18 protein-coding genes are annotated in these 19,721 nt (G+C 35.5%); 7 read left to right on the forward strand and 11 right to left on the reverse strand.

Annotated elements, in window-relative coordinates; genetic code table 11:
- Positions 1 to 102 precede the first annotated feature (102 nt).
- Positions 103 to 966, forward strand: coding sequence for an endonuclease/exonuclease/phosphatase family protein (locus PVV57_RS00680; protein ID WP_273717421.1), 864 nt, complete (start codon positions 103 to 105; stop codon positions 964 to 966).
- A 6-nt stretch (positions 967 to 972) separates the two neighbouring features.
- On the opposite strand, the gene polA is transcribed toward PVV57_RS00680, so the two are convergent.
- The 6 genes from polA to PVV57_RS00710 all read right to left on the reverse strand — a co-directional run bounded on the left by polA (position 973) and on the right by PVV57_RS00710 (position 7,807).
- Positions 973 to 3,882, reverse strand: a complete 2,910-nt coding sequence (gene polA / locus PVV57_RS00685; protein ID WP_273783242.1) for a DNA polymerase I — start codon at positions 3,880 to 3,882, stop codon at positions 973 to 975.
- A 330-nt stretch (positions 3,883 to 4,212) separates the two neighbouring features.
- Positions 4,213 to 4,920: a DNA polymerase III subunit epsilon gene (dnaQ, locus tag PVV57_RS00690; protein ID WP_273783244.1), complete on the reverse strand. Its 708-nt coding sequence runs from the start codon at positions 4,918 to 4,920 to the stop codon at positions 4,213 to 4,215.
- A 4-nt stretch (positions 4,921 to 4,924) separates the two neighbouring features.
- On the reverse strand, positions 4,925 to 5,512 hold the full coding sequence (gene coaE, locus PVV57_RS00695; RefSeq protein ID WP_273717418.1) for a dephospho-CoA kinase: 588 nt from the start codon (positions 5,510 to 5,512) through the stop codon (positions 4,925 to 4,927).
- Positions 5,509 to 6,381 (reverse strand): shikimate dehydrogenase, encoded by an 873-nt coding sequence (locus tag PVV57_RS00700; protein WP_273717417.1) that lies wholly within the window; start codon positions 6,379 to 6,381, stop codon positions 5,509 to 5,511. Before PVV57_RS00700 ends, coaE begins: the two co-directional genes overlap by 4 nt.
- A complete protein-coding gene (locus tag PVV57_RS00705) occupies positions 6,374 to 6,970 on the reverse strand; it encodes a Maf family nucleotide pyrophosphatase (RefSeq protein ID WP_273717416.1) in 597 nt (198 codons plus the stop codon). The genes PVV57_RS00700 and PVV57_RS00705 overlap by 8 nt, the downstream gene beginning before the upstream one ends.
- A gap of 12 nt (positions 6,971 to 6,982) precedes the next feature.
- Positions 6,983 to 7,807, reverse strand: a complete 825-nt coding sequence (locus PVV57_RS00710) for a pyruvate, water dikinase regulatory protein (protein WP_273717415.1) — start codon at positions 7,805 to 7,807, stop codon at positions 6,983 to 6,985.
- 564 nt (positions 7,808 to 8,371) lie between these two features.
- Here PVV57_RS00710 and rho point away from each other — a divergent pair.
- The 6 genes from rho to PVV57_RS00740 all read left to right on the forward strand — a co-directional run bounded on the left by rho (position 8,372) and on the right by PVV57_RS00740 (position 15,336).
- Positions 8,372 to 9,637: a transcription termination factor Rho gene (gene rho, locus PVV57_RS00715; RefSeq protein ID WP_005774324.1), complete on the forward strand. Its 1,266-nt coding sequence runs from the start codon at positions 8,372 to 8,374 to the stop codon at positions 9,635 to 9,637.
- Positions 9,638 to 9,668: 31 nt separating this feature from the next.
- Positions 9,669 to 10,976 carry a tRNA uridine-5-carboxymethylaminomethyl(34) synthesis GTPase MnmE gene (gene mnmE, locus PVV57_RS00720; RefSeq protein WP_273783245.1) on the forward strand — a complete coding sequence of 436 codons (1,308 nt, stop codon included), beginning with the start codon at positions 9,669 to 9,671 and terminating at the stop codon, positions 10,974 to 10,976.
- A 107-nt stretch (positions 10,977 to 11,083) separates the two neighbouring features.
- Positions 11,084 to 12,952: a tRNA uridine-5-carboxymethylaminomethyl(34) synthesis enzyme MnmG gene (gene mnmG, locus PVV57_RS00725; RefSeq protein WP_273783246.1), complete on the forward strand. Its 1,869-nt coding sequence runs from the start codon at positions 11,084 to 11,086 to the stop codon at positions 12,950 to 12,952.
- Positions 12,952 to 13,599: a 16S rRNA (guanine(527)-N(7))-methyltransferase RsmG gene (gene rsmG / locus PVV57_RS00730; RefSeq protein ID WP_273783247.1), complete on the forward strand. Its 648-nt coding sequence runs from the start codon at positions 12,952 to 12,954 to the stop codon at positions 13,597 to 13,599. Before mnmG ends, rsmG begins: the two co-directional genes overlap by 1 nt.
- 6 nt (positions 13,600 to 13,605) lie before the next feature.
- Complete coding sequence (locus tag PVV57_RS00735; RefSeq protein WP_012232630.1) at positions 13,606 to 14,403, forward strand: ParA family protein; 798 nt, start codon at positions 13,606 to 13,608, stop codon at positions 14,401 to 14,403.
- Positions 14,404 to 14,439: 36 nt separating this feature from the next.
- On the forward strand, positions 14,440 to 15,336 hold the full coding sequence (locus tag PVV57_RS00740; protein ID WP_273717411.1) for a ParB/RepB/Spo0J family partition protein: 897 nt from the start codon (positions 14,440 to 14,442) through the stop codon (positions 15,334 to 15,336).
- 24 nt (positions 15,337 to 15,360) lie between these two features.
- Here the strand turns inward: PVV57_RS00740 and PVV57_RS00745 are convergent, their stop codons facing one another.
- The 5 genes from PVV57_RS00745 to ftsY all read right to left on the reverse strand — a co-directional run bounded on the left by PVV57_RS00745 (position 15,361) and on the right by ftsY (position 19,716).
- Positions 15,361 to 15,870 carry a hypothetical protein gene (locus PVV57_RS00745; protein WP_273783248.1) on the reverse strand — a complete coding sequence of 170 codons (510 nt, stop codon included), beginning with the start codon at positions 15,868 to 15,870 and terminating at the stop codon, positions 15,361 to 15,363.
- Positions 15,871 to 16,446: 576 nt separating this feature from the next.
- On the reverse strand, positions 16,447 to 16,935 hold the full coding sequence (locus PVV57_RS00750) for a hypothetical protein (protein ID WP_273717409.1): 489 nt from the start codon (positions 16,933 to 16,935) through the stop codon (positions 16,447 to 16,449).
- Between the two features lie 2 nt (positions 16,936 to 16,937).
- Positions 16,938 to 17,699 (reverse strand): hydroxyacylglutathione hydrolase, encoded by a 762-nt coding sequence (gene gloB, locus PVV57_RS00755; protein ID WP_273717408.1) that lies wholly within the window; start codon positions 17,697 to 17,699, stop codon positions 16,938 to 16,940.
- A 65-nt stretch (positions 17,700 to 17,764) separates the two neighbouring features.
- Complete coding sequence (locus PVV57_RS00760) at positions 17,765 to 18,451, reverse strand: septation protein A (RefSeq protein WP_273717407.1); 687 nt, start codon at positions 18,449 to 18,451, stop codon at positions 17,765 to 17,767.
- Positions 18,448 to 19,716, reverse strand: coding sequence for a signal recognition particle-docking protein FtsY (gene ftsY, locus PVV57_RS00765; RefSeq protein ID WP_273717406.1), 1,269 nt, complete (start codon positions 19,714 to 19,716; stop codon positions 18,448 to 18,450). The genes PVV57_RS00760 and ftsY overlap by 4 nt, the downstream gene beginning before the upstream one ends.
- Positions 19,717 to 19,721 lie beyond the last annotated feature (5 nt).

The raw sequence follows: 19,721 nt of genomic DNA on the forward strand, positions 1-19,721 counted from the left end.
CATCGCTTAATGAAAGAACCTTGTTTCTAAAAGAAACAAGGTTCTTTTGTTTTTAGTGTAAGTTTTTACCCTTTGCCTCTTAGGGACTATTCTTTTCGCAAAATGACAAAAATACCTTACAAGCAAAAATTCCCTAAGTTTAGCGACTTTATCCAACAAAAGCTCCATAACTCTCTTTTAAAGGCAATCTATAGCCGCTCTCATCATCAATCAAATATCCTCAACCCAAATAATCATTATGATCTGACCGTTGCCTCCTATAATGTGCATAAATGTGTAGGTGTTGATAAAATTTTTAATCCTACACGGATTGTTCGTGTTATTACTGAATTACAAGTTGATATCCTTGCTCTTCAAGAAGCAGATAAACGTTTTGGGGAACGCATTGGTTTGATTAATCTTCAGCTGTTAAAAGCTGAGACCGGCTTGATCCCTGTGCCTCTCAATACTATGTCACCTCATGGTCATGGTTGGCATGGGAACGCGCTTTTTTTGCGAAAGGGATATGTACGCGACACTTTACAAATCACTCTTCCCGGTATTGAACCACGTGGAGCTATCATTGTAGAATTAGAAATGGCAGCAGGCCCTATTCGTATTATCGCGGCTCATTTTAGCTTACTGCGTTATTCTCGTAAACAACAAACAAAAATGCTCCTTGCAATCTTGCAAAAACGCTCCCTTATGCCTACACTCCTCATGGGAGATTTTAATGAATGGCGGCTGGGAAAAGGCTCATCTTTAAATCATTTTTACCCCTATTTTGATAGCACACTTGAAGTTGTACCAAGCTTTCCCTCTCGCTTTCCTTTCTTAGCCCTTGATCGCGTTTTTGCCTTTCCTCACCAATTGGTAACAAATCTTGAAAACCACCATTCACCACTTGCGCGCATTGCCTCAGATCATTTGCCGATCAAAGCCTATCTTAATCTTTCCAATGCAATGAACATCCTTAAAAATAAATGAAAAAGGTTAATGTGCCTCATCCCAATTTTGAGCCATCATTACTTTCACTTCAAGGGGTACAGACAAAGATAAAACCGGCATTGTAGCATTTTCCATGACATTTTTAACAACAGCCATGGTTTTTTTACTCTCTTCTTCTGATACTTCAAAAATCAGTTCATCGTGCACTTGCAGCAACATTTTTGCTGATAGATTTTTTTCTTTTAAAGCATCTTCCATCTGTATCATAGCACGGCGAATAATATCGGCCGCAGAGCCTTGAATTGGCGCATTGATAGCTGCTCGCTCATTAAGAGAACGAATTTTTACATTCTTTGCTTTTATTTCTGGATAATGGATACGACGCCCAAAAATTGTTTCTACATAACCATTCTCACGCGCAAAGCTTTTGGTCTTTTCCATATAATCTTTAATTCCTGAAAATCTTTCAAAATAAAGTTGAATATAACGACCTGCTTCTTGGCGTGAAATTCCTAATTGATTGGCTAATCCAAAAGCTGAAATACCATAAATAATACCAAAATTAATCGCTTTTGCACGCCGTCGTATATCCGAATGCATTCCCTCTATCGCAACGCCAAACATTTGTGATGCCGTTATAGCGTGAATATCATGTCCTTTAGCAAAAGCTTCTTTTAATGCTTTGATATCAGCAATATGTGCAAGAATGCGTAATTCAATCTGACTGTAATCAGCAGAAAGCAAAACATGGCCTTTTCGAGCAATAAAAGCTGTTCGAATTTTACGTCCTTCAGCAGTTCGTACTGGAATATTTTGCAAATTTGGCTCTGATGATGATAATCGCCCTGTTGATGTTATTGCCAAAGAATAATTCGTATGAACACGCCCTGTTTTTGGTAAAATATAAGAAGGCAAAGCATCGGCATAGGTAGATTTTAGTTTTGCAAGTTGACGCCACTCAATAATTTTACGCGGTAAAATATGACCTTCAGCAGACAACTCTTCTAAGGTCTGTGCAGAAGTTGACCATTGTCCGCCCTTGGTCTTAGCACCTCCAGGCAATCCCATTTTGCCAAAAAGAATATCCCCTAATTGCTTTGGCGAAGCAAGATTAAATTTTTCATCAGCTTGTTTGTAAATTTCCTCTTCTAAAATCAAAGCAGCTTGTGCCAATTCTCCTGAAAGACGCAATAAAATCTGCCGATCAATAAGAATCCCACGTTCTTCCATTCTTGCAAGAACTTCTACAAGAGGTCGATCAAGACGCTCATAAATTTTTGTCATACCCCGAGCGACAAGTTGCGGTTTCAATACTTGCCAAAGGCGTAGCGTTATATCGGCATCTTCCGCTGCATAAAGGGTTGCTTGTTTTAAATCTACTTGTGCAAAAGAAGTAATTTTTTTTCCGTTATGTGTTAAATCTTTATAGGCAATTGGTTTATGTCCAAGCCAACGTTCAGATAAATCATCCATATTATGGGTTAAAGTTCCAGCATCCAAAGCATATGACAAAAGCATAGTGTCATCAAAAGAACGTATTACAATGTCGTATTGCTTCATCACCAACCAATCATACTTTATATTCTGACCAATTTTTAACACTGCTGAATCTTCTAATAGCGGTTTTAAAAGTGCTAAAGCTTTTCGGGTTTCAATCTGCGAGGCAATGCGCCCACCCCTCAAAAGGTCCTCCTCTCCTTCATCAAAATGTTCAAGAGGTATATAGGCTGCTTTTTCTGGCTGTAATGCGAGTGAAAAACCAACAAGCTTTGCTTGCATTGGATCAAGAGATGTTGTCTCAGTATCAAAAGCAAAAAAACCCTGTTCTTGTGCTTGTGATAACCACTCTTTTAAAATTTCCTCATCAAGAATTGTTGTATAAGTATCTCTTGTAATTTTTTGAGTTATTGCTTGATCTTTACGTTGTTGTGCAAAAACTTGTGGAGAATTTTCAGAAAAATTATGAAGAGATGCTTTCTCAATATTTTTGATATCAGAATCATGCCCATAATTCTGTTTTTCCCATTCAACATCTACATCAAGTGCATCAATAACAGCTGCATCGCATGCTGTCGTCTCTGCCACACGACGCGTTAATGTTGAAAATTCCATCGCTTTCAAAAAAGCAATTAAGCGTGGTCCATCTTGTGGCTCTAAAATAAAATCATCTAAATCACTGTCTATAGGAACATCTGTTTTAAGCCTAACAAGTTCACGAGAAATTTTAACCTGTTCACTATACGCTTGTATGTTTTCACGTCGTTTTGTTTGTTTAATTTCAGTCACACGTTGCAACAAAAGATCAAGAGAACCAAACTGATTTAACAACTGAGCAGCAGTTTTTGGTCCAATACCTGGAATACCCGGTACGTTATCCGTCGAATCTCCAATTAACGCTTGTAAATCGATCATCTTTTCAGGGGTAACACCCCATTTTTCTATAACTTCTGAGATGCCTATATGCTTGTCTTTCATTCCATCATACAAGGATACATGCTTATTGACGAGTTGCATAAGATCCTTATCAGAAGATATAATGGTCGTTTTTGCACCAACCTTTGTTGCCAATTGTGCATAGGTTGCTATCAAATCATCCGCTTCAAAGCCTTCCTTTTCAATACAAGGCAAATTAAAAGCCTTTGTTGCTTGGCGTATTAACGCGAATTGAGGAATTAAATCTTCGGGAGGCTCAATGCGATTCGCTTTATACTGAGGGTAAATTTGTTTTCGAAAAGTATCAGATGAATAATCAAAAATAACAGCAAAGTGTGTTGGAACAATACCAGTCGCTGTGTTACGAGCGTCACAGAGTAATTTCCATAACATATTACAAAAACCAGCTACTGCTCCTACAGGAAGTCCATCCTTTTTACGTTTTAAAGGCGGTAAAGCATAGTAAGCACGAAAAACATAGCCCGATCCGTCAACCAACAAAAGATGATCTGTCGCTTTCATGACAATTTTATCTCTCCATTTCAGCTAAAAAAACACATTACCCTTATATATTTTTTTCACTTTTATTTTAATTTTTTTCATCTTGCCTCTAAAAAGCCATTTTTTCTTTTCATAAGACATGAAGTCGTTGCACTTTATATTACGTACCTAGAGCTTTTCTTTGCTGTTACAGGATTAATAGCTTTCATTTTGCTCCTCCTATGATAGCTGAGGTACGATGTAGCGACAAGGTCGTTGTGGTGTTCCCCTCCCCACAACGACCGTTTTTTTTGGCATCTGTATTTTTTATTTTTAATCTTAAGTAACTTTTTTAGAGAAAAGATAGAGATGTTATTCATGAATTTTGAAATTATTCCACAGAGCTTTTTCACCCATTTTATTGATAAAATCAGCGTGCAACCTTTTTTCTTGTGCACTCAATCTTGAAGGTAAAGCTTGTGGACGAAATTTAACTGCATAAGACGTATCTTTCTCATTTTGGGTATGTTCATCAACATTCCTTTTGTTATCAAAACCCAATACGCCCTGTTTTCCACCAATCAGTTCAATATAAACATCGGCCAAAATCTCTGCATCAAGGAGAGCACCATGAAGAACACGATGACTGTTATCAATTCCAAAACGTTTGCATAAAATATCAAGAGAATTAGGGCCCATAGGAAATTTACGCCGTGCCATAGCCAATGTATCAAGAATATTATCAACACTGATAAGCGGCTTATTGACACGTTTTAATTCTGCATTAATAAAACCTATATCAAAACTCGCATTGTGCGCAATCATGGTCGCACCATTGATAAATCCTAAAAATTCATCAACAATATCACTAAAACTTTTCTCGTTTTTTAGGCGTTCATTGGTTAATCCATGAATTGCTACAACTTCATCAGGAATAATAACGCCTTCAGGGTTTAAATAAACGTGAAATTGGCGCCCCGTAAGATAACGATCAACCATTTCTACACAACCAATTTCGATTATGCGATCTTTCTCTTTATCTAAACCTGTTGTTTCTGTATCAAAAATAATTTCCCGCATGATTTTAATTCTTCAGCAATTTTCTTATTACATCAAAAACTTGTTGACGTGTATTCTCTAGATCTTTCCCTGTATCAATTATAAAATCAGCACGCTCTCGTTTTTTTTCATCCGGCATTTGTTGAGCATTGATAAAGGCAAATTTTTTCTCATTCATACCTTGTCGAATCATTACACGTTCTTTTTGTATTGCTGGTGGAGCAGAAACAACAATAACGCCATCCACACGACTTTCACCATTTTTTTCAAACAGAAGTGGAATATCAAGAATAACTAATTTTTCCCCCTGGTGGCGCGCTGTGTTAATAAATTCTTTTTCTTTTTCTTGCACCAAAGGGTGAATTATTTTTTCTAATGTTTGTAATTTTTCCTTATCGTCAATCAAAATTTCAGAAAGTTTCAAACGATTAACTTCACCATTTTCAACAACACCAGGAAAAATACGCTCTATGCGAGATAAAGCTGGCTCGCTTTTATAAAGCTGTTGTACTGCCTCATCAGCACTAAAAACAGAAATACCCGCTTGCTTAAAAAAATCAGCAACTGTTGATTTTCCCATAGCAATTGATCCCGTCAATCCTATGATCTTCATTCTCTCTCTTCACTCATATCCTCTAAAATAGCTGTCCGTAAAGCTTTTGTTACTTGTGGTCTTATTCCAAACCACCGTTCAAAACCTATAACAGCCTGATGTAGAAGCATCCCAAACCCATCAACAGTTTTTAGACCACAAGCTTTTGCCCGTTGTAAAAAAGGGGTTATCAATGGTGTATAAACAATATCTGTTACTAATGCCGTTTTTTTTGCCTTATGAAAATCACAAAAAAAAGAATCACTTTTTTCTTCAGTTTTTTTTATGCTAATAGAAGTTGTATTAACAATTAAATCAGCTTGATAAAGTATTTCATCGATTTTATGCCAATCGTAGACTTTAATGGTTTTTCCAAAATGTTGGGCTAAATCATCAGCGCGTTGTTTTGTACGGTTAACTAAATAAATCTGCTCAAATCCCCGTTTTTTTAAAGCATATAGGATAGCGCGTGCAGCGCCACCTGCTCCAAATACAAGAGCTGTTTCCCCTCCCCAATCAGATGCAAAATCATCAAGATTAGCGCTAAAACCATAGGCATCACTATTTGTGGCACAAAGTTTATCTCCTTCATACCAAAGTGTATTAGCAGCACCAATCATTGTTGCTCTCTCATCTTTATAATCTGCTAAACGAAAGGCTTCTTGTTTATGCGGTAAAGTAACATTTCCTCCACAAAAGCCCATTTTTTGTAAAGAAGTAATAAAATAACTGAATTTTTCAGAGGTTACTTCCTGTGCAAGATATTCCCCTTGTAAACCATATTGTTTAAGCCAAAAATTATGAATTCTTGGCGATTTTGAATGATGAATAGGAAAACCAACAACAAAAGCACGGGGATAATTTATTTTTTCTATTGTTAAGTCAACCATCAATAATTCCTAAATGACGTAATTTTACGAGTAGAGGTAGCAAAGGTAAACCAACAATGGTAAAAAAATCTCCATCAATTTTTTCAAAGAGATGAATCCCTTCCCCTTCAATTTGATAGACTCCCACACTGTTTAGAACATCTTTTCCTACGCGCGCTAAATAACGTTCAATAAATTTTGATGAAAGTAAACGTACGGACATATGGGCACTAAAAGCTTCAACCCAAATTTTTTGTCCATTTTTAAATAAAGCTACTGCACTATGAAGAGAATGCGTTTTTCCTGATAAATCACATAAACGTTGATGTGCTTCCTTAATATTTGTTGCTTTATGAAAAACTTGACCTTCCAAATCAAGCACTTGATCACAACCAATAACGAAAGCATTAGGAAAACGATCTGAAACATTTTTTGCTTTTGCACTCGCAAGAAAACAGCTGAGTTCTTTGAGTGTTTTTTCTTTTGCTTTTTTTTCTACTTCTCTTTCATCAAAAGAAGCTCCCTCAATGAAAAAATTTAAACCTGCTTTTTTCAATAATTGTGCACGATAAGAACTAAGAGATGCTAATATTAATGTCTCTGCGTTCATAAGAATTTTCTCTCATTTTCCTTCACGAAATCGTGATAAAAGTTCAAATATTGCAGCAGCAGTTTCTTCAATAGAGCGCCTTGTGACATCAATAATAGGCCAACCAAAACGTTCGCAAATGCGTTTTGCATAGATTAATTCTTCAGCTATGTTAATACGATTCGTATAACTCTCAAGAGCAAAACCTTCTCCCAACTCTCGATTTTGGCGAATATGTGAGATTCTTTCAGCTGAAGCAATTAAACCAATAATCAAAGAACTTTTTGCCTCTAAAAGGGATTCTGGCAAATCAATATTAGGAATAAGGGGGACATTGGCCGTTTTGATTCCGCGATTTGCTAAATAGATACTTGTTGGTGTTTTAGAGGTTCTTGAAATTCCTACAAGAATTACATCTGCTTCAGACAAGCTACTGGAAGACTGTCCGTCATCATGCTCTATCGTAAAATCGAGTGCCTCAATACGACGAAAATAATCTGCATTAAGATCATGTTGTGCACTCGCACGTAAGTGTGTTGGCATCCCAAGGTAAGACTGAAAAGCATTTAAAACAGGGTATAATATATCAATACAGGGAACTTTTATTTTTTCGCATTTTTTTTGAAGAAGAAGTTTAAGTTCTTCATCAATTATTGTGTAAAGAACAATACCTGGCTCTTGTTGTATTTCATCAAGAGCTTTTTGTAACTGTACTTTATTACGAATCATAGGATAGATATGCTCTGTTGCCTGAATCATGGTATACTGCGATGCTACAGCTCTTCCAACAGAGATTAATGTTTCCCCCGTTGCATCAGAAAGCATGTGTAAATGAAAGGATTTTTTTTCTTTTGTCACAAAAATTTTAACTCCTTGTTAAGACATGTGTATATATCTTCAGAAATTTTTATAAAACTAAAATTTAGGAAAATTTTTCCATTATTATGCACAAATTAAACCCTTGTGATAATCGAAGTCCTCTTATAAGAAAAAAGAGGGGATAATAGCTTTAAGATAGTGTTATTTTTATTCTTTTTTTCTTTTCTTTTGTGGATAAAATTGAGGATAAATAAAGCATAAATAATAATTCACACTAAACACAGCTTTAAATAAAAAGAATCCTCTCTTAATATAAATTTATTAATAAAAAGTTTTGGAAAAATGCTTTTGAATGATATTTCATTGATGCTATAGGTTAAGTTCATATTTTTATTATGAAATAATTAAATACTATTCGGATTTTATATTTTTTCAAATTTTTTACATAATTTCTTAATATTACACGAATAAATTTCATATAAATGGCACTTGCAGATTGAAAAAATTGAGTGTAAAATATTTTTTTCTTATAAATATTTCATTCTATAAAATCTCCAAAATTGTTTAGGGTAATTCTCTCCTTAATTATAAAGAGCATACTTCATGCAAAAAATGAAACTACAAGAACTTAAAAGCAAAAATCCCGTTGAACTTGTTTCTTTTGCTGAAACATTGGAAGTTGAAAATGCTTCCCTTATGCGCAAACAAGAATTAATGTTTGCTATTTTGAAAAAACTTGCTCTACAAGATGTAGAAATTATAGGAGAAGGTGTTGTTGAAGTTTTACAAGACGGATTTGGATTTTTGCGGTCTGCTGACGCTAACTATCTTCCTGGACCTGATGATATTTATCTTTCACCTTCACAAATTCAGTCTTTTTCTTTAAAAACAGGTGATACCATTGAAGGTCCTATACGGAGCCCAAAAGAAGGGGAGCGTTATTTTGCTCTTCTTAAAATTAATACAATTAATTTCGAAAAACCTGAGAAGATTCGCTACAAAATTCACTTTGATAATCTTACGCCTCTTTATTCAAATGAACGCTTCCAAATGGAAATACAAGATCCTACAGAGAAGGATATGTCATCGCGTGTAATTGATCTGATATCTCCATTGGGAAAAGGACAAAGAGGATTAATTGTCGCGCCACCTCGGACGGGAAAAACAGTTTTATTGCAAAATATTGCTCATTCTATTACCACTAATCATCCCGAATGTTATCTTATTGTTCTTTTGATTGATGAACGACCAGAAGAGGTTACTGATATGCAGCGGTCAGTAAAAGGAGAGGTTGTTTCTTCTACTTTTGATGAACCTGCAATACGTCACGTACAAGTAGCAGAAATGGTCATTGAAAAAGCCAAACGCCTCGTTGAATATGGACGTGATGTTGTTATTCTTCTGGATTCTATTACACGTTTAGGTCGTGCATATAATACGGTTGTTCCTTCTTCAGGTAAGGTTTTGACAGGTGGGGTGGATGCAAATGCCTTGCAGCGCCCAAAACGTTTTTTTGGTGCTGCACGTAATATTGAGGAAGGTGGATCTTTAACCATCATTGCAACGGCTTTGATTGATACAGGTAGCCGTATGGATGAGGTTATTTTTGAAGAATTTAAAGGAACTGGTAACTCGGAAATCGTTCTTGATCGAAAAGTTGCTGATAAGCGTATTTTCCCTGCTATGGACATTTTGAAGTCAGGAACGCGTAAAGAAGAACTTTTAGTCGCACGACAAGATTTGCATAAAATTTTTGTTCTTCGTCGTATTTTAGCGCCTATGAATGTAACAGATGCAATTGAGTTTTTGATTGATAAATTAAAGCAAACAAAAAACAATAGTGAATTTTTTGATTCAATGAATACCTAGAGACATTAAAGTTTTTATTAGGAAAAAACCTGTGGATACAATCTTTGCTGTTTCGAGTGGATTGTTACCTTCAGGGGTTGCAGTCATTCGGCTTTCTGGTCCTCATGTTGTGCATATCGTTAAAACACTGTGTGGTTGTTTACCTAAAGCACGCTTTATGCATTATGGAAATCTCATTGCTCGTGATGGTAGTTTTTTAGATTCTGCTTTAACTGTTTTTTTTCCTGCTCCTCATAGTTTTACGGGAGAAGATTGTGCAGAATTCCATTTACATGGCGGAAAAGCAGTTGTTAATCGTTTTCTCGATGAATTATCGACATTTTCTGGATGCCGTATTGCAGAGGCGGGTGAATTTTCACGTCGTGCATTTATGGAGGGAAAATTAGATCTTGTTCAAGCAGAAGGTCTTGCTGATTTAATAGAAGCAGAAACGGAAAGCCAACGGCGTTTAGCGGTTATGGGGACAAGTGGACATTTAACAACACTTTATCGTGATTGGCGTCATAAGCTTACAAAGGCGCGTGCTTTTATTGAAGCAGAACTTGATTTTGCTGATGAAGCAGATATTCCTGATGCAATATCCGATAAAATTTGGAAAGATGTAGAAGATCTTTGTACTTCTCTTCGAGAACATATTCGTGAAGGAGAACGTGCGAGTATTTTACGTGATGGATTAAAAATTGTTATTGCGGGGGCTCCTAATTCTGGGAAATCAAGCATTATGAATCGTCTTGCAGGAAGATCTGTTGCTATTGTGACGGAAGAAGCTGGAACGACTCGTGATGCTTTAGAAATGAGACTTACTCTTGGTGGTTTACCTATTTTTTTAACGGATACTGCTGGTTTTAGAAAAACAGAAAATAAAATAGAACAATTAGGAATAGAAGTTGCTAAACAGCATGTGAGAGAAGCTGATTTGGTTATTTTAGTTTATGATATGGGAAATCCTAAGCAAGTTGATTTACCAGAAACATCGGCTGAAATATGGCGTGTTGGTAATAAGCTTGATCTTTATGAGAAAAATGATCCATGCTGGTCTATACAATTTTCTGCATTAACTGGTTTAAATTTTGATTGTTTTATCAAAGAACTTGAATCATTTTGTCATCATCGTGCTTCTGAAGTTGGCAATCTTGTTCCGGCGCGTAAAAGACAACTTCAATTATTAAAGGAAGCTGTTAAGGAGATTGAAAATTCTCTCAATTATCATTCTCTTGATCTCAGTTTACGCGCAGAACATCTCCGTCGTGCAAGTGATTTTCTTGGAAGAATTACGGGAGATATTGATGTTGAAGATTTACTTGATATTATTTTTTCAGAGTTTTGTGTTGGTAAATAATGATTCACGTGAAACATTGATTATTTCATAGACAGATTTAAAAGATTATGTAATTTATATCCTGTTTCACGTGAAACCTTAGAACTATTCTCTATGGAATGAATTAAATGCAATCATATGATGTTATCATTGTTGGTGGTGGTCATGCAGGCTGTGAAGCAGCTTCAGCTTCAGCGCGTGTAGGTGCACGTACAGCACTTGTGACACATAAAATATCAGCACTGGGAACAATGTCGTGTAATCCTGCTATTGGGGGACTTGGGAAAGGGCATTTAGTACGTGAAATAGATGCGTTAGATGGTCTCATGGGAAGAGCAGCAGATGCTGCTGGAATTCAGTTTAGACTCCTTAATCGACGTAAGGGACCAGCAGTGAGAGGTCCACGGGCACAAGCTGATAGACAACTCTATAAAGAAGCCATTCAAAAACTTTTAAAAGAACAAGAAAATCTGACGCTCATTGAAGATGAAGTTATTGATTTGGTTGTTAAAGATCATAGTGTATCAGGTGTTATTTTAAAAAGACAAGGAACAATTTTTTCCGGCGCTGTTGTTTTAACAACAGGGACATTTTTAAATGGCTTTATTCATATTGGTGATAAAACATGGGCTGCTGGTCGCATGGGAGATCCATCAAGTGTGAAACTTGCTGAACGTTTGAAAAATTATCATATAAAACTTGGGCGATTAAAAACTGGAACCCCTGCTCGTTTGAGTAAAAAAACAATAGATTGGTATCGCCTTCCAAAACAACAAGCAGATGAAAATCCTGTTCCTTTTTCTCTTTTAACAGAAAAAGTTGAACAGCCACAAATTGAATGTGCAATAACACGTACAAATGCGCAAACACATCAAATTATTCGTGATAATATCCATCTTTCTGCTTTATATTCTGGAAATATTGAAGGATTAGGACCTCGTTATTGTCCCTCAGTTGAAGATAAAATTGTTAAATTTGGGGAACGTGATGGACATCAGATTTTCCTGGAACCAGAAGGATTAAATGATGATACGGTCTATCCAAATGGTCTTTCTACTTCTCTTCCTGAAGATGTACAAATTTCCTTCTTGAAAACCATTGAAGGATTGGAAAATGCTACAGTTTTACAGTCTGGTTATGCTATTGAGTATGATTTTGTTAATCCACAACAATTAACAAAAAGCTTAGAATTACGCTCTTTACCAGGATTGTTTTTAGCGGGACAAATTAATGGTACAACAGGATATGAGGAAGCTGCAGCACAAGGACTTTTAGCAGGATTAAATGCGGCACGTAAAGTTGGAAAATTAGATGAAATACTTATAAGTCGTTCTATCTCTTATATTGGTGTTATGGTTGATGATTTGGTTTCACGAGGTGTTTGTGAACCTTATAGAATGTTTACATCACGTGCTGAATTTCGTTTATCTTTACGGTCTGATAATGCTGATACGCGTTTAACACCTTTGGCCCAAGAATGGGGTATTGTCAGTAAAGTACGTTGGGATTGTTATAAGAAAAAGAAACAACGGCTTGATCAAGCACGATCAATATGCAAAAATCTCTTTTTAACACCTAATGAAGCTTCTGCTCATGGATTACACGTGAATCATGATGGAATTCGGCGTTCGGCTTATGATTTTCTTGCTTATCCTCATATGACTTTAGAGCGTCTTTCACATTTTTGGCCACAATTACGAACAATTGATTCTAAAACGGTAGAATCTTTAGAAATTGAAGCACAATATGCGGTTTATTTAGATAAACAAGCACAAGATATTGCCTCTCTTCAGAGAGATGAGCGTTTGGAAATTCCTTCATCTCTTGATATTCAGGCAATTTCAGGTCTTTCAAACGAACTTAAATCAAAAATTCAAGAAGTGTCGCCGCGTTCAATTGCTGATGCACAAAAAATTGATGGTATGACACCCGCCGCGTTATCCCTTATTATTACGTATATTCAACGTCAACGACGTGAAAAGGCTAAAACAGCTTAATGGATTCTTCTATAGAACAAAAGTACAAGCAACTGTTAGATATTATTCCTTCTGTTTCACGTGAAACGATGGAAAATTTAATTCAGTTTGAGTCTTTAATACTTCAATGGAATGCACACATTAATTTGATATCTGCTACAACAATACCAGATTTATGGAAACGGCATGTTTTAGATTCAGCACAAATTTTTCCTTTGTGTAGTCATTCTTTGCAGTGGTGTGATCTAGGATCAGGAGGAGGTTTTCCCGCAATTGTGATTGCTATCTTTCTGAAAGAAAAAAGATCAGGACATATTAATCTTGTTGAAAGTAATGGAAAAAAAGTTGCTTTTTTGCGAACAGTTATTGCTCAACTTAATCTTCCTGCAACGGTTTATCATGCTAGAATTGAAGATATCTATCAAAAAATTCCCATATCCGATATTATAACGGCACGGGGACTAGCGCCGCTCAATGAGCTTTTACAGCTTATTTTTCCTTTATTAACAGAAAAAACAATCGCTCTTTTGCAAAAAGGTCGGGATTACGCTACAGAAATAAAAAATGCCTCTGCCAATTGGCGCTTTGATCTGTTAAAACATAAAAGTAAAGTTGATGAAAATTCTGTTATTTTAGAAATTTCTCATATTCGATCATATAGAGGGTAAAGCAAAATGAGCGAAACACGAATTATCGCTATTGCAAACCAAAAGGGTGGAGTCGGAAAAACAACCACAGCAATTAATCTTGCAACGGCTTTAGCAGCCATTGGTGAAAATGTTCTTATTATGGATGTTGATCCACAAGGTAATGCTAGTACAGGCTTAGGAATTGATCGTAATAGCCGTCCTTTATCGTCTTATGATGTTCTGGTTTCAGGAGTTTCAATTACACAAGCAGCTTTAAAAACAGCCGTACCCAATCTTCATATAGTTCCTTCTACACTTGATCTTTTAGGTGTGGAGATGGAAATTTCTTCATCACAAGATCGTATCCAACGTTTACGTAAAGCTCTCTATGATGATCCGGAAATGGAAAAAAAATTCAATTATATTTTAATTGATTGTCCACCATCACTTAATCTTCTTACATTGAATGCTATGGGGGCTGCCGATTCTGTTTTGGTACCTATGCAATGTGAATTTTTAGCGCTTGAAGGTTTAAGTCAATTGCTTGAAACAGTAAAACAAGTACGATCTGTTCTTAATCCATCTCTAGAAATCCAAGGTATCGTTCTGACAATGTATGATGGACGTAATAATCTTTCAAATCAAGTTGTTGAAGATGTACGCTCTTTTATGGGAGATAAAGTTTATCGTACTGTTATTCCACGAAATGTAAGAGTATCAGAAGCACCCTCTTTTGGTAAACCTGTATTGCTTTATGATCTCAAATGTGCTGGAAGCCAAGCTTATTTGCGTCTAGCATCAGAAATGATACAACGTGAAAAACAAGCACGTGCTGCTGCTTAGAAATATAAAAAAACTAAAAATTCAAAGAGAAAAATTATGAATGATGATCTCTCAAAAAAAAGACTAGGACGTGGATTAGCAGCATTGATTGGAGATATCAATTTAAACAACAATCTTGCACGTTCATCAAGTTTTGATAAATTGACTGAATCCAGTAGCATTTCCGAACGATTTGTTCCTCTTGAATCTATTTCATGTAATCCTCACAATCCGCGACGTCATTTTACTGAAACAGAGCTTGATAATTTAGCACAATCAATTCGTCAGCACGGTGTGGTTCAGCCTGTTATTGTAAGACCCTTAAAAGGTCATTCTCATCGGTTTGAATTGATCGCAGGTGAACGGCGTTGGCGTGCAGCACAACGTGCAAATTTAAGTCAATTGCCCGTTATTGTCCGTGATGTGGATGATAAAACTGCTTTGGAATTGGCTATTATTGAAAATGTTCAGCGGGCTGATCTTAATCCTATCGAAGAAGCAAAAGGATATGAGATGCTGTTGAATGAACATGATTATACACAAGTCGATTTAGCGCAAGTTATCGGAAAAAGTCGTAGTCATGTTGCAAATACACTTCGTTTGTTAAAACTTCCAGAAAAAGTACAACAACTTCTAACAGATGGGCAACTTTCTGCGGGACATGCACGGTGTCTTATAACTGTTGATAATCCACAAGATTTAGCTGAAAAAATTATCCGTGAAGGGCTTTCGGTACGTCAAACAGAAATACTTGCATATGAGCAGGCAAATCCTAAGACTAAAAAACGTACTGCTATGGAAAAAGATGCAGAAACAAAATCTTTAGAAAAATTACTTGCAGATGTCATTGGAATGAAAGTTATTATTCGTCATGGTAAAAAAGGTGGTGATTTAAAAATACATTATTCTTCACTAGAACAATTAGATGAAATTTGCCGTCGTTTACAAAGTTAATCAATTATTTTAAAAAGAGTTTTCTTAACAATTCCCTTTTAAAATTTTGATTATTCTATACATATGCTCTTTAGCAAATTCTATATTACTGGAAAGTACAACGTTTTGTTCATAAGTAGAAATTTCTTCATTTGTGAGCATATTCAGTGTTGCTTGAAGTGTTAGGTGGGCAACAACAAAATCTTTGGGTGTAAAATTATTTTCTCTTAAAATATTTACGAGTCCTCTTTTACTAGAAATATAAGTGATATATCCTTCAATGTGATCATCATAAGTGGTAGGATTATTCTTTGTATTTTGCTGTTTTGGAGGTAAAGTTTTACATTCTTTTTCAATTTTCTCTAACTTTAAAAGAAGATCTTCTGTTAAGGGGTAGTTTGCAACAGGAGATGATATAAGAGAGGGATTATTTGTTTTTTGCTTTTTGTCTTGAGCATGTAATGCAAAAGGAAAAAGGAAAAGAAAGTACAATGCAAACTTAAACATAATTAAAAAATATTCTTCTTTTTTGAATTTCAATAAAGACTTTTTCATCTGTTGCTCTTTATTTTTAGGAAAAGTCATTTGAATATAACCAGAAGATAGTTATTCAGAATGGTAAAATATGATGATTTTTAATAGGGTCATGCCTCTCACGAAGAATAGAACGTCATTGGGTTGTTAATTCACACGCTTGTTTTTACTTGTTTTTAAAATACATCTTTCAACGCTTCCAAGTTCATTTCGTGATGGTGCCCCGTGAGTGGTGTAATTATAAAGCCTCACTAAGAATATAAAATTACAGAGTACCTCTATTTTTTGGCTTATCAAGAAACAAGCTGCATCATTACACAGTTTGCTAACTCCCAAGGTGGTACTAAAGTCTTTGATACTTAAGACAATTCATAAAAGGTATTTTTATTGTAGAGCTTCACTCCACATGTCCCTCTTCCCGCTGTAAGGTACAAGCAGATGGTTTTGATTGATTTAACATGAGAAAACTTAGAAATAAGAGAATCTTACGATATTCGTGCTCCTTATTTGATATGTAAAATAGTTAATTATCATTATAAATCAATATCTTGACCAATTATAGTAATGAAATGATATTTTTTGTCGTTTCATAATTGATTAGTTTCTCAGAATCAGTTCTTCACAACTCCCTAAAAGATTCGTTATTTTGTAAAAATGTTTCTTAACAAATTCAAAATTGTTTAGAGATATAACAGGCTTCTCAGGTGAATATTCCTTTTCGGGTAGAAATACAAGACGCATTGATATTCTTTCAAGTGTTAAGGTTCCAGCAGCGAACTCTTTAGGTGTGAGATTATTTTCTTTTAAAATACTCACGATTTTTGGTTTACTAGAAATATAGGCAGTGTAATTTTCAATATTAGAGTGAACATTAGAATGATAAGTGATAGGATCATTTTTTGTTTTTGGAAGTAAATTTTTACATTCTTGTTCAATTTTTTCTAACTTTAAAAGAAAAGTTTCTGTTAAGGGATAATTGCCGATGACAGGTGATATAAAAAAAGAATCATCAGTATTCTGTCTTGTATCTTGAGCATATGATACAAAAGGGAAAAAAAAGAAAAAGCACAATGCAAGTTTAAACATGACTAAAAATTATCTTTTCTTTTTCGAATTTCTGCAAAAACTTCTTCATCTGTAGAGTCTTTCATTGAAAGATTTTTTCTGATTGCTTGATTATCCCAGCGAAGAAAGGGGTTTGTTGCTTTTTCTTGTCCTAAAGTGACAGGGAGAGTCATGGCATTTTTTGCGCGTAATGAAAAAACTTCTTCTGCTCTTTGTTGAAGTTTTGGATTATGTGGATCAAGTGTCAATGCAAAAAGAGCATTATTTTTTGTGTATTCATGTCCACAATAGAGAAGTGTTTCATCAGGAAGTTGACGAAGTTTTTTTAGAGAATTTAGCATTTGTACTGCTGTTCCCTCAAATAGACGCCCACAGCCAAGTGAAAAAAGTGTATCTCCAGCAAAGAGTAATTTTTTTTCAAGAAAATAATAGGATAATGCTCCTAAAGTATGGCCAGGTGTTGAGAGAGCTAAAAGTATGTGAGAACCAAAGAGAAGTTTCTCATCAGGTTGAAGTGTTTGATCGAGATGATGAATTTTTTCTTTTTCTGCTTCTGGTCCGATAACCGTAGCGTTGTACACTTGTTTTAATTCTGCTACGGCTTCTACATGATCATAATGATGGTGAGTCACAAAAATAGTGTGAAGTTCCCAATTACGACGCTTTAAAACATTGTGAATTGCTTTGCTTTCAGGAGCATCCATTGCGGCTGTCATACCGCTTTTTTCATCATGAATGAGTACACCAAAATTATCTTTTCTACAAACAAACTGCTCAATCAACATGTTTTTTCTCCTGAACAGTATATCTATCAATAAATACGTAAAGTAATCTGTCGTCGTGAATTTGTTTAAGAATTAGATTTATCCTCTTCTGTAAAAAGCCCTTGTGAGTGTTTTAGTATAAGAGGCATTTGGGTAAGCATGAAAAGAACTGTTATAGGCATGACGCCAAATACTTTGAAACTCGTCCAAAAATTATCGCTAAAATTACGCCAAATGATTTCATTCAAAAGGGCAAGAAAAACGAAAAAAAACGCCCAACGATAGGTGAGTTTTTGCCAGCCTAAATCATCAAGTTTTAAGGTAGAGTCAAGAGCATAACGTAAAAGTGGTTTTTTAAAAAACATTCCACCAAAAAGTATAAAAGCAAATAAGCTGTTAATGATTGTTGGTTTCATCTTTATGAAAGTTTCATTATGAAGCCAGAGCGTTAAAAAGCCAAAAACGAGAACAAATATTCCCGAAATAAGAGGCATAATAGGAATTTGTCTTGCAAGGATCCATGATAAGCTTAGAGAAATAATAATCGCTACCATAAAAATAGCTGTTGCAGGGAAAATGGGTTTACTAAAATTTTGAAAAAATTCAATTTTTTTTATCAACCATTCTCCCTTATAATTGGCAAAAAAGAAGGCGACCAATGGTCCCATTTCTAAGAGAAACTTAAGTGTTGGGGAGAGGGAAGTTTTTTTATTATTATTCATATTTTTCTCAGAATTATTGTGTGAACTAGGGTTAGATAAAGGTTGTTTCATACATGTTTTCCTACGATAGTTTCGGCAAAGTCAGAAGCAGAAAAGGGTTGAAGGTCTTCAATATTCTCTCCTACACCGATAAAATAAATGGGTAATTTATATTTTGCTGCGATAGCGACAAGAATTCCTCCTCGTGCAGTCCCATCTAGCTTTGTCATGACCAAACCATTAACACCAGCAATATCACGGAAAATCTCCACTTGGCTGAGTGCATTTTGTCCGGTTGTTGCATCAAGCGTTTGAAGGATTGTATGGGGCGCTTGGGGGGAGTGTTTTCTTAAAACACGAATAATCTTTGCCAACTCATCCATCAATTCAGATTTATTTTGTAAACGCCCGGCCGTATCAATAATTAATACATCACTGTTTGCTTTTTTTGCTTTTTCAAAAGCATCAAAGGCTAAACTTGCGGCATCTGCACCCAATTTGGTTGAAATAACAGGAGAATCGGTACGTTTACCCCAAATATGCAATTGTTCAATCGCTGCGGCTCGGAAAGTATCACCAGCAGCAAGCATAATGTTTAGTCCTCCTTCAGTTAATTTGGCTGCAATTTTTCCAATTGTTGTCGTTTTTCCAGTACCATTTACACCTACCAGCAAAATAACATGAGGCTTATGACTTAGATCAAGTTCTAATGGCATGGCAACAGGTTCCAGAACTTTTTTGATCTCATCAGCGACAATTGTGTGAATGTCATCTGAGGAGAGATCTTTTCCATAACGACTGGAAGCCAAAGTATTTGTGATGCGTGTTGCTGTCTCTAGACCGAGGTCAGCTTGAATAAGAATATCTTCGAGCTCTTGCAATGTCTCTTCATCAAGTTTTCTTTTAACAAAAAGATCGCTGATTGATCCGCTTAGGCGTTGTGAAGAAAGGGCTAGACCTTTTCTAAGGCGTCCAAACCACGCTGTCTTTTTTTGTTCAACAGAGGGTTCAGATAAAGTTTCTTCATTCTTTTTTTCACAAATGGTGTTTGTGACAAGAATTTTGCCATAAGGGGGAATTTTACCAGAAAGGGGGGCTTTATCAGAATGCGACTCTAAAGATTGGAATTTTTCATCACATTCTACAGATCTTAACTTTTGATTTTCTGCTTTTTCTTCTTGTTCTGCATCTGTAGAGATTTGACCGTTTTTTGCCCTTTCATTTTTGTCTTCATTTTCTTCTATTATATCGTTTTTATCAAGAATAGAAATTTGTTCCATTTCCTGATCTTTAGATTTGTTAAAAGAGAATATTTTTTTTATAAAAGATTTTTTCATAAGAG

Source organism: Bartonella sp. AU15XJBT (genome assembly GCF_028618615.1).
GTDB lineage: Bacteria > Pseudomonadota > Alphaproteobacteria > Rhizobiales > Rhizobiaceae > Bartonella.

What these genes read in the sequence shown, in the direction of transcription:
- PVV57_RS00680 (WP_273717421.1), top strand. Translation starts at nt 103, where the DNA reads ATGACAAAAATACCTTACAAGCAAAAATTCCCTAAGTTTAGCGACTTT.
- polA (WP_273783242.1), bottom strand. Translation starts at nt 3,882, where the DNA reads ATGAAAGCGACAGATCATCTTTTGTTGGTTGACGGATCGGGCTATGTT.
- dnaQ (WP_273783244.1), bottom strand. Translation starts at nt 4,920, where the DNA reads ATGCGGGAAATTATTTTTGATACAGAAACAACAGGTTTAGATAAAGAG.
- coaE (WP_273717418.1), bottom strand. Translation starts at nt 5,512, where the DNA reads ATGAAGATCATAGGATTGACGGGATCAATTGCTATGGGAAAATCAACA.
- PVV57_RS00700 (WP_273717417.1), bottom strand. Translation starts at nt 6,381, where the DNA reads ATGGTTGACTTAACAATAGAAAAAATAAATTATCCCCGTGCTTTTGTT.
- PVV57_RS00705 (WP_273717416.1), bottom strand. Translation starts at nt 6,970, where the DNA reads ATGAACGCAGAGACATTAATATTAGCATCTCTTAGTTCTTATCGTGCA.
- rho (WP_005774324.1), top strand. Translation starts at nt 8,372, where the DNA reads ATGCAAAAAATGAAACTACAAGAACTTAAAAGCAAAAATCCCGTTGAA.
- mnmG (WP_273783246.1), top strand. Translation starts at nt 11,084, where the DNA reads ATGCAATCATATGATGTTATCATTGTTGGTGGTGGTCATGCAGGCTGT.
- rsmG (WP_273783247.1), top strand. Translation starts at nt 12,952, where the DNA reads ATGGATTCTTCTATAGAACAAAAGTACAAGCAACTGTTAGATATTATT.
- PVV57_RS00735 (WP_012232630.1), top strand. Translation starts at nt 13,606, where the DNA reads ATGAGCGAAACACGAATTATCGCTATTGCAAACCAAAAGGGTGGAGTC.
- PVV57_RS00740 (WP_273717411.1), top strand. Translation starts at nt 14,440, where the DNA reads ATGAATGATGATCTCTCAAAAAAAAGACTAGGACGTGGATTAGCAGCA.
- PVV57_RS00745 (WP_273783248.1), bottom strand. Translation starts at nt 15,870, where the DNA reads ATGAAAAAGTCTTTATTGAAATTCAAAAAAGAAGAATATTTTTTAATT.
- PVV57_RS00750 (WP_273717409.1), bottom strand. Translation starts at nt 16,935, where the DNA reads ATGTTTAAACTTGCATTGTGCTTTTTCTTTTTTTTCCCTTTTGTATCA.
- gloB (WP_273717408.1), bottom strand. Translation starts at nt 17,699, where the DNA reads ATGTTGATTGAGCAGTTTGTTTGTAGAAAAGATAATTTTGGTGTACTC.
- PVV57_RS00760 (WP_273717407.1), bottom strand. Translation starts at nt 18,451, where the DNA reads ATGAAACAACCTTTATCTAACCCTAGTTCACACAATAATTCTGAGAAA.
- ftsY (WP_273717406.1), bottom strand. Translation starts at nt 19,716, where the DNA reads ATGAAAAAATCTTTTATAAAAAAAATATTCTCTTTTAACAAATCTAAA.